Annotated in this window: 5 protein-coding genes; all 5 read right to left on the bottom strand. The window is 35.1% G+C overall.

Annotated features, from left to right (window positions below; genetic code table 11):
* Nucleotides 1-102 precede the first annotated feature (102 nt).
* Genes AB8B65_RS11995 through AB8B65_RS11975 form a run of 5 tightly spaced genes read right to left on the bottom strand, consistent with a single transcriptional unit; the run spans nt 103 to nt 5,072 of the window.
* Nucleotides 103-1,365 (bottom strand): TIGR03986 family CRISPR-associated RAMP protein, encoded by a 1,263-nt coding sequence (locus AB8B65_RS11995; protein ID WP_405301268.1) that lies wholly within the window; start codon nt 1,363-1,365, stop codon nt 103-105.
* Complete coding sequence (locus AB8B65_RS11990; RefSeq protein WP_405301267.1) at nt 1,362-1,793, bottom strand: TIGR04423 family type III CRISPR-associated protein; 432 nt, start codon at nt 1,791-1,793, stop codon at nt 1,362-1,364. The genes AB8B65_RS11995 and AB8B65_RS11990 overlap by 4 nt, the downstream gene beginning before the upstream one ends.
* A gap of 3 nt (nt 1,794-1,796) precedes the next feature.
* Nucleotides 1,797-3,119 carry an RAMP superfamily CRISPR-associated protein gene (locus tag AB8B65_RS11985; RefSeq protein WP_405301265.1) on the bottom strand — a complete coding sequence of 441 codons (1,323 nt, stop codon included), beginning with the start codon at nt 3,117-3,119 and terminating at the stop codon, nt 1,797-1,799.
* Nucleotides 3,112-4,524, bottom strand: a complete 1,413-nt coding sequence (locus tag AB8B65_RS11980) for a hypothetical protein (protein WP_405301264.1) — start codon at nt 4,522-4,524, stop codon at nt 3,112-3,114. The genes AB8B65_RS11985 and AB8B65_RS11980 overlap by 8 nt, the downstream gene beginning before the upstream one ends.
* Entirely contained in the window at nt 4,506-5,072 is a 567-nt protein-coding gene (locus AB8B65_RS11975; protein WP_405301263.1) for a hypothetical protein, read from the bottom strand. Before AB8B65_RS11975 ends, AB8B65_RS11980 begins: the two co-directional genes overlap by 19 nt.
* Between the last annotated feature and the right edge of the window lie 121 nt (nt 5,073-5,193).

Raw genomic sequence — 5,193 nt, 5'->3', positions numbered from 1 at the left:
TGGCGTAAATGTGGTAGAAAATGCAGATTTTTTTTTTTTTTTTCTGTTATCTATGGTTTTGATTGGATGGCGTTTGCGCCCAGCTAACGGAACATTATCATCCTAGGTTTCATGTTCATCTTTTATTTTGGTTATATCATCTGTATCTTTTTTAAATTTCTGTGGAATATAAAACGGATAATAACTTGCTTTGGGTTCGCCTAGTACCAATGTTTTGGAATCATGTTTTTTCACAATACCATCTGCAAAAGCATGTTGAAAACTTACTCTTCCCTTTGTACTTTCTTTCTCAATTGAATAGCCAAATAAAGTTTCTACAAAATCATACTTTTTTTTCTCGTGATGCGGTTTTTTAAGCAACTCTTTAACTCTTTGATCAAAAGGTAATTTATACAGCATGGACAAGCCAAAATGCTTGATATTCCCTTTTTCATCTAACTGAAGAAACACAGGAACTTTTTCACCTTTAGCAAGCACTTTTCGCCAATGTTCCCAATCAGTAGTTCGTTTTTTAGAATCGTCTTCATAATACGCAAAGAAGAAGTCCTTCATAACTTGTTTTGGTACTTCTTTCTTTTCAACGTTAGCTTCCCAAAAAATAAATTCTTTGTTTTTTCCAATCCATTTACCTTTATGTCTTCCTTTTGTTGCTTTCATTCGCTTTGAAGATTGTCCTGAAAATACAAGTTTTCCTGTTACTCCATTTTTAATATCTGATTGGATTGTGTAATATACTTGATTGTGTTTTCTGTAAGACACAACTAATGAATTATGAAGTTTCAATTCTTTTCCACGGAAAAGTTTGTATTTTTTTAGTGCAGATTTATTTTCTCCAGCAATTTTTGGGTTAAATTTTTTCTCAAATAATTCTACAAAATTTGTTTTAAAATGTGCATCTATTTCTTTGTGTTCAATTCTTCCTATTTGTGCTGTATTGTAATCAATTTTATATGTTCCGCCTTCAAAATACAACCAACCACCTTTATTTTTTTGAGCAAAACTTTGCTTGTCATAAATTTCTGGATTATTCCAATCTCGCTGACTAAAACGATGATCGTTTATTGTATTTAATTTACCAAAAGATAAAATTTCCAAGACATTGGCAATTGTTCCCTTGATGCTACTTCCAGGAATGCAATAACGACCGTTATGCTTCATGAATTCATATTCTTGATGCTTCTCTGGATAAGATACAGTCGATTTCCCTCTGACGAAAATGGGCGTTTTCGCGGTGATGGTTAGGTCAATTTCTCCAGACAATGCTCCTTGCAAGGGAATGTCTTGACTTACATAATCAGCCCAATCAGGCAAACATACTTCTTTGTTAATTGGGACAAAATTATAGGCTGATGTTACGGTACTCATGATAGGATTCCTTTAAAAATTTGATGACTATATACGTATTCTTGAAAATTAGGAGAAAGCGGATCTTTCTGCTTTTTAAAAATTGGAATAAATTGTAATGCTTCAATTCCTTGTTTTTTAATCATATCTACTGCGGGAAAAGTTTCTTTCGCTGTTAATGCTGCAAAGCCTTCACTTTTGTAACAGTAATACACACCGTCAATATTTTTGATGGTTAGACTTATTGTTTGATTTTCGTTAACCAAAAATCCTTCAACAATAAAAGGAATCTTTGTTGTGAAATATTCTCTGTAATTCACAAGTTGATTTATAAATACAAAAGGTTTATGTGTATCATCTTGCCACAGATAACCACTCCAAGAATATTGAGCATCCAAAATATCCCATAATTGGTCAGTCGTTATTTGTTGTGTGATTGTATTTTCCATAATCTAATTCGCTACTTTTAAAAATCCGTTTCCGTTGGTGGTGTTTCCTCCTAAAGCCAATCGACCATCTTTTAAATCGGCAATGGCTTTGTTAAAAGCTTCTAATACTTTTTTGTCTATTCCTTCTTTATACGACAACCAAATATTTAGACGTTTAGGTTGTTTTATTGCATATACTTTTTCGGAGAAAAGCATTTTATCAATCGTTCCGCCTGTAAAGCGATCGATACTGTTGTGTTGAAAAGGTGTTTCTACGATATCATCTTTTTCAATCGTAATATCTTCCACAATGACATTTCCGATATGACCATTTTCATTTTTACTTTCAGCTTTACTTCCAAATAAACTTTCTAAGGCTACTTCTGCTTCTTTTTGAAGGTCTTTATAATCTTGTAAACTGATTTTAGCTTTCCAATCATACGCAGGACACAAGTAATAAAAGGTTCGATGTCTCAAGACACCTTTGATGGAAGCGCCTGGAATTATATAATTGATTTTCGGGTTTAAAAAGTTTCCGCCAGCATCCCAAACCATTTCTTTTTCTTTTAAGTTGGTTGCGTTGACTTCATCGTCTCCATAACCGACTCCGATATGAATGGCATCGGTTGTAAATTCAAATTGTTTGTATAGTTTAAAAGCTGATTCTATTGTTTTCGGTGTAAACTTACTTCCATTTGCAATCGCTGAATACGGCGTAAAGGCACAGAAGTCTTGTAAATCGTCCATATTGCTAAAATCAAATTTTCTATGTATGATTGAAATTTGTTTGACACGTCCCAAACCATTGGTGGCTTGACTTCCCAATAAGAAATCTCGACGGTAGAAAAGGGTTAGTATTTCTTCCCATATTGCATCTTTAGCTTTATTAACTTCCAATTTTAATTGCAATTGAAAACGACTACCTTTGTGTACAATCGCATTGGTAAATTTTCCTTTTCCATCCGTAACACCCAAATAATTAATGCACACATGTTCTCGATTCGGTAAGATTTTGTAATGCTTTAATAATCTATCTTGAAAAACCGCATTATTCAATTGCGTATATACTTTTCCTGTACTGTCTTGCAACAAGGCATCATTCACGATTAAAGATGAACCTATTCCTGTATTCTTTTTTGAATTCGGTTCAGTATCTTTCCCTAACAGTTCCAATGCTTTGTCCGAAGCCAACGATTTGATAACTCCTTTCAGTGAAGTTCCAGGAATCACAGGCAAATTGTTCCAATCTCTTCGGACTTGCGTATCGCTGTAACTGTTTTCCAATCCGCTGGCAATGCAAAGCGGACTTTGCAATTCGAGGACAATATTTGCGAGGTATTTAATCATTTTTCAAGGTTTTTGGAAGTTCTACACATATTTTTAATAAGAGAGCAACGGCATTGGATTTTTCAAAAAGTCTTTCAATAACGTCCGCTTGCGGTCTACTCCAATTTGCGTTTGCCTTTTCACGTAAATACCCTTTTTTCGTATCCGTTAATTTTTCTCGTAAGCTTTCTTTCGGATTCTCTGAAGCAATGGCTTCTAACACATAATTACGAATTGCGCCCCATTGACTTTTTGTAGTTTTCTCGAAAAGTGTTTTGTGGTCTTTGATAAACTTTTTAGCTTCCTCATAGGTTGCATGATCTTTTTGAATGATTTCATTTCGCTGTGAAAGCTGTTTTAAGAAGTCACTTTCAACATCTTTAGCTTCACTCATCAAATTCAAGCGAATTCCCTCAGTGGTTTCTTTGATGACTTCGCAATGCAAAAATTCAGGATTAACCAAAATTTGTCCAAAACCTTCCGATTTGTGTACGCCAACACCTTCGTTGATCGTTTGTGCGCTAATTTCAATGTCTTGATTGTCTTCTGTACTTTCAAACACTAACACACTGCCTTTTTTAATCGCAATACGATCGGCATCTTCATTTCTTCTTTTGGAATTATACGTGTGAAACGATTTAAACTGTATGAAAGAATCTTCTTCAGTAAGTTTTGCATTCGTAATTTCAAAATCAGCAGCGTTTATTTGCGTGGTATAGCGTCCAAATTCGTTCAAAAAAATCAAATCGCTCCACGCATAAATGATGATTTGTTTGCCTTTTACATCGGCTACTTCTTCAACTTTTGCAGTTTCAGAAACTTCTATGGTGACATATCCAAATTCTCCTTTGGAAGTCCCAATATAATGCGATCCGTTAAGATTTTGAATTGCTTCTGTGATTTCGTCGGAAGGTTTTTTTACTGAAATTGTACTTTGAAATTGCACACCTCTTTTTAGATAGCTGTATAAGTACATTTCTTTGTCTTTAGAACGTCGATTTTCTAAATCTCTAGCAGATTTTAATCGCTCGCCTTGTGGTACAGTGAAAAGTGAAAGTTGCGCGTCTTTAGCAATGACAAAACCTTCTTTTTGTTGCTTTTTTTTGTGATTTCCCGTTGGAGAAAACGTAAAGCTATTGTTGCCTTCCGCATCTTTTGTTTTATACAACGAAAACGGCACAGGCAATCCAACTTGTTGTTGACAGATTGGATACGCATTGCCAAAACGAACATTTCCAGCATGAAATAATTCATAAACAGCATCTTTATTTTGTGTTTTCAATGCTGCGTAAGATTGCTTCGCGACGAGTCCCAACAGTTTTGCGCCTTGTACATAATCGACAACATCCGATTGTACTTCCGAACCCGATTGGGTTCGCAACACCAACGGTTCTCTAGCGGTAATAGTTACTGTATAGTGTTGCATGGTTCTTCAATTTTTACGACACAACTGCCCAAGCCTTTGTATCTGTCTTTTCCAATTTCTTTGATTAATCCTGCCATCAAATGCAGATCTTGTTTTAGGTTTTCAAGCTTAGTTTCGTCAACCATGTTTTCAACGGTAATCGTTCCTTCCAATCGCATTGGAATGACAACTTTTGTGGTTCGTAGCGAATGCTCTTTGGCTTGTTTGGTGTCTGCTTCTATAGCAGTTGTCGTTACATCTTTAAAGAATAAATGATGATAGTTTTTTGGAACAAATTCTCCCAATCGCACTGAATTGAATTTGATATCGCCTTGAAGTGTGTATGGCTTTCCAAACAACTGTGTTAAGTTTTCTGCTTTTGTAGCGAGTGCATTACACTTTTGTAACATTGCTATTTGTTCTCGAAACAATCCTTTTAAGGCTTTTCCGCCAAAAATAGGATGATCGTCTTCCAGTATCGGACTGTTATCGACGCCGACACTTTGTCCTGCTTTGTCTTGATGCAACCAATACGAATGAAAAGTTACAGAATAGAAAAATGTGTTCATGTGGTTACAAGTTTTTGAAGATTGATGAGATTGTATAAATACGGTAAGTCCAGTGTTTCCTTTTGCATGTTTTTGATGAATACTTCTTCGGATTCTGGAAGTTTTTCTAACATGCGATCTT

Origin of the sequence: Kordia sp. (assembly GCF_045105435.1) — a bacterium.
Lineage (GTDB): Bacteria > Bacteroidota > Bacteroidia > Flavobacteriales > Flavobacteriaceae > Kordia.
This window is presented reverse-complemented; position numbering and strand designations above follow the sequence as displayed.